The 4,018-nt window shown below is 69.5% G+C and carries 4 protein-coding genes; all 4 read left to right on the top strand.

From position 1 onward, the window contains the following. Positions 1-296 precede the first annotated feature (296 nt). On the top strand, positions 297-1,091 hold the full coding sequence (locus ACLN58_RS19015) for a hydroxypyruvate isomerase family protein (RefSeq protein WP_415856802.1): 795 nt from the start codon (positions 297-299) through the stop codon (positions 1,089-1,091). 66 nt (positions 1,092-1,157) lie between these two features. Then, positions 1,158-2,036, top strand: a complete 879-nt coding sequence (locus tag ACLN58_RS19010; protein WP_415856801.1) for a 2-hydroxy-3-oxopropionate reductase — start codon at positions 1,158-1,160, stop codon at positions 2,034-2,036. Positions 2,037-2,086: 50 nt separating this feature from the next. Continuing rightward, entirely contained in the window at positions 2,087-3,874 is a 1,788-nt protein-coding gene (gene gcl, locus ACLN58_RS19005) for a glyoxylate carboligase (RefSeq protein ID WP_415856800.1), read from the top strand. Between the two features lie 14 nt (positions 3,875-3,888). Next, on the top strand, positions 3,889-4,018 hold a 130-nt coding region (locus ACLN58_RS19000), incomplete at its 3' end, for a glycerate kinase (RefSeq protein WP_415856803.1).

The following is a 4,018-nucleotide window of genomic DNA, read 5'->3' as shown; positions in this document are numbered from 1 at the left end:
TCCCCATCTCGTAAACCGGCCTCCCCAACTTCCCCCGCCGGTCTCCCCGACTTCGGCGACCCCTGCGTTCGGTGACGCCCGGAATCCCGGGCGAGCGCCGCCGTCGTCCGCGGTGAAGCTAGGGAAGCCGGGGACGAAGCTGGGGAAGCCGGCATAGAACCCGGGGAAGCCGGCGCCGCAGCTCAGGGAACCGGAGCGGTATACCGGGTTGACCCGGCTCCGCCCTCAGTCCTACACTTTCATCAAGAGAAAATCTTCTTCCGCCATACGAAAATCGCGTCGAGAGGACCCCGACAATGACGTACACGGTGAACTGCTCCATTCTGCTCACCGAGCTTCCGCTGCTCGAGCGCCCGGCGGCCGCGAAGGCCGCTGGCTTCGACGCAGTCGAGTTCTGGTGGCCCTTCGCGGAGGCGGTGCCCGCCGACAAGGACGTCGACGCGTTCGTCTCCGCGATCCGGGACGCCGGCGTGCGGCTGAGCGGCCTCAACTTCTTCGCGGGCGACATGCCCGCCGGCGACCGCGGGCTCGTCTCGTGGACCGGCCGCGGCGGCGAGTTCAAGGCGAACATCGCAGTCGTCGCCGCGATCGGCGAGCGGCTCGGCACGAAGGCGTTCAACGCCCTCTACGGCAACCGCCTGGCCGACTCCACCCCCGAGGCGCAGGACGAACTCGCGCTCGAGAACCTCGTGGCGGCGGCCAAGGGCATCGCCGAGATCGGCGGCACTGTACTGCTCGAGCCCGTCTCCGGCACCCCGGCCTACCCGCTCAAGACCGCCGCGGACGCGCTCGCCGTCATCGGCAAGACCGAGGGGGCGGGCGTGGACAACGTCAAGCTCCTCGCGGACTTCTACCACCTCGCGGTCAACGGCGACGACGTCGCGGCCGTCATCGAGGGCCACGCGAAGGACTTCGGCCACATCCAGATCGCCGACAACCCGGGCCGCGGGGCCCCCGGTACCGGCGAGCTTCCGCTCGGAGAGTGGATCTCCCGCTCCCGCGAGCTGGGCTACTCCGGCTACATCGGCCTCGAGTACAAGGCCCCCGCGGCCGAGGCCTTCAAGTGGGCCATCCGGCCCGTCGCCGGCTGACTGTCGCGCCCACCAGAACCCGCTATTCCAGCCCTACCCGCCCTCCCCGCACTTCCAGGAGAGAACATGAGCAACGTCGCAGTCATCGGTCTCGGAATCATGGGCCTTCCCATGGCCGTGAATCTCGTCAAGGCCGGCCACCAGGTCACGGGCTACAACCGCAGCTCTGACAAGATCGCCAAGCTCGTCACCGAGGGCGGCCGCGGCGCCGAGAGCATCGCGGACGCCGTCAAGGACGCCGACGTCATCGTCACGATGGTGCCGGACTCCCCCGACGTCGAGGGCGTCGTGAGCGGCCCCGAGGGCGTCTTCGCGAACGCGAAGCCCGGGGCCCTCTGGATCGACGCCTCGTCGATCCGCCCAGACGTGGCCGCCCGCCTCGCTACAGACGCCCGCGCCGCCGGCATCCGCCCGCTCGACGCGCCGGTGTCGGGAGGCGAGCAGGGGGCCATCGACGCCGTTCTCTCGATCATGGTCGGCGGCTCCGCCGAGGACTTCGAGGCCGCCAAGCCGGTCCTCGACGCCGTCGGCAGGACAATCGTCCACGTCGGCCCCTCCGGCTCGGGCCAGACCGTCAAGGCCGCGAACCAGCTCATCGTCGCCGTCAACATCCAGGCGCTCTCCGAGGCCATCGTCTTCCTCGAGGCCTACGGCGTTGACACCGACGCCGCGCTCAAGGTCCTCGGCGGCGGCCTTGCAGGCTCGAAGGTCCTCGACCAGAAGGGCCGGAAGATGCTCGACCGCAACTTCGACCCCGGCTTCCGCCTGGCCCTCCACAACAAGGACCTTGGCATCGTCACCTCCGCCGCGCGCGAGGCCGGCGTCGTCGTGCCTCTCGGCGCGGCCGTGGCCCAGCTCGTGTCCGCCCTCGTCGCCCGCGGCGACGGCGGCCTCGACCACTCCGGCCTCTTCAAGCTCACCAACGAGCTCTCCGGCAAGAACTAAGCGGCAGCGCAGGCGCGCGGCCCCCACACCCACCCTTAAGGAGCACCGACATGGCAAAGATGCGCACTGTCGACGCGATCGTGGCCATCCTGGAGAAGGAAGGCGCCACCGAGGCGTTCGGCCTGCCCGGCGCCGCGATCAACCCGCTGTACTCGGCGATGAAGGCCCACGGGGGCATCCGCCACACGCTCGCCCGCCACGTCGAGGGCGCCTCGCATATGGCGGACGGCTACTCCCGCGCGAAGGCCGGCAACATCGGCGTGTGCCTCGGCACGTCCGGCCCGGCCGGAACCGACATGATCACAGGCCTCTACGCGGCCCAGGCCGATTCCATCCCCATGCTCTGCTTCACGGGCCAGGCGCCCGTCGCGAAGCTGCACAAGGAGGACTTCCAGGCCGTGGACATCGAGTCCATCGCCAAGCCGCTCACCAAGATGGCCATGACCATCCTCGAGCCCGGCCAGGTCCCCGGCGCCGTGCAGAAGGCGTTCCAGCTCATGCGCACTGGCCGCCCCGGCCCGGTGCTGCTCGACCTGCCGTTCGACGTGCAGATGGCCCAGATCGAGTTCGACATCGACGCCTACGAGCCGCTCGCCGTCGAGAAGCCGCGCGCCACGCGCAAGCAGGCCGAGAAGGCCCTCGACATGCTGACGGCCGCCGAGCGCCCGCTCATCGTGGCCGGCGGCGGGATCATCAATGCGGACGCGGCGGACAAGCTCGTCGAGCTCGCCGAGCTCCTCAACGTGCCGGTGGTCCCGACCCTCATGGGCTGGGGCGCCATCCCGGACGACCACCGCCTCATGGCGGGCATGGTTGGCCTCCAGACAAGCCACAAGTACGGCAACGCGACCTTCCTCGAGTCCGACTTCGTGATCGGCATCGGCAACCGCTGGGCGAACCGCCACACGGGCTCGATCGAGAAGTACACCGCGGGCCGGAAGTTCGTGCACATCGACATCGAGCCGACGCAGATCGGCCGCGTGTTCTCCCCCGACTTCGGCATCGTCTCCGACGCGGGGCTCGCGCTCGAGGCCCTCCTCGAGGTGGCCCGCGAGCGCGAGGCCGCCGGCACGCTCCCGGACTACTCGGCCTGGGCCGAGTCCGCCCAGGACAAGCGCGGCCGGATGCAGCGCAAGACGCACTACGACAACGTGCCCATGAAGCCGTTCCGCGTCTACGAGGAGATGAACAAGTCGTTCGGCCCCGAGACGACCTACGTCACGACGATCGGCCTCTCGCAGATTGCTGGCGCCCAGCTGCTCCACGTGTTCGGTCCGCGCAAGTGGATCAACGCGGGCCAGGCGGGTCCGCTCGGCTGGACGGGCCCCGCGGCCCTCGGCGTGGTGCGCGGCAAGCCGGGCGAGACCGTTGTAGCACTCTCGGGCGACTACGATTTCCAGTTCATGATCGAGGAGCTCGCCGTGGGCGCGCAGTTCCAGCTGCCGTACATCCACGTCGTGGTGAACAACTCGTATCTGGGCCTCATCCGCCAGTCGCAGCGCGGCTTCGAGATGGACTACCACGTGTCCCTCGCGTTCGAGAACGTGAACGCGACCGGCTCGGAGCGGGCCCAGGGCTACGGCGTGGACCACGTCAAGGTGGCCGAGGGCCTGGGCTGCAAGGCCATCCGCGTGGAGCACCCGGAGGATCTGGGCCCGGCCTTCGAGAAGGCCCGCGCCCTCATGGCCGAGTACAAGGTCCCCGTGGTGGTCGAGGCCATGCTCGAGCGTGTCACGAACATCGCGATGGGCACCGAGCTCGACAACGTGGTCGAGTTCGAGGACCTCGCGGAGCGCCGCGAGGATGCCCCGACCGCAATCGTCGCGCTGCTCGACTAGGCGGGCACCTTCTCGTGAAGCCCACCAAGATCGTCCTCGCCCCGGACAAGTTCAAGGGCACCCTCTCGGCGCACGAGGTCGCGGGGGCGCTCGCGGAGGGTCTTCGCGAGGAGCTCCCGGACGCCGAACTCGTCCTGGTCCCCG

The sequence above is a fragment of the Sinomonas sp. G460-2 genome (genome assembly GCF_047759905.1).
Taxonomy (GTDB): domain Bacteria; phylum Actinomycetota; class Actinomycetes; order Actinomycetales; family Micrococcaceae; genus Sinomonas.
Note: the sequence above shows the minus strand (reverse complement) of the source record. Positions and strands in the feature narration are given on the sequence as shown.

Excerpts from the sequence above, each read along its gene's own strand:
- gcl (WP_415856800.1), top strand. The coding sequence starts at position 2,087 with ATGGCAAAGATGCGCACTGTCGACGCGATCGTGGCCATCCTGGAGAAG.
- ACLN58_RS19010 (WP_415856801.1), top strand. The coding sequence starts at position 1,158 with ATGAGCAACGTCGCAGTCATCGGTCTCGGAATCATGGGCCTTCCCATG.
- ACLN58_RS19015 (WP_415856802.1), top strand. The coding sequence starts at position 297 with ATGACGTACACGGTGAACTGCTCCATTCTGCTCACCGAGCTTCCGCTG.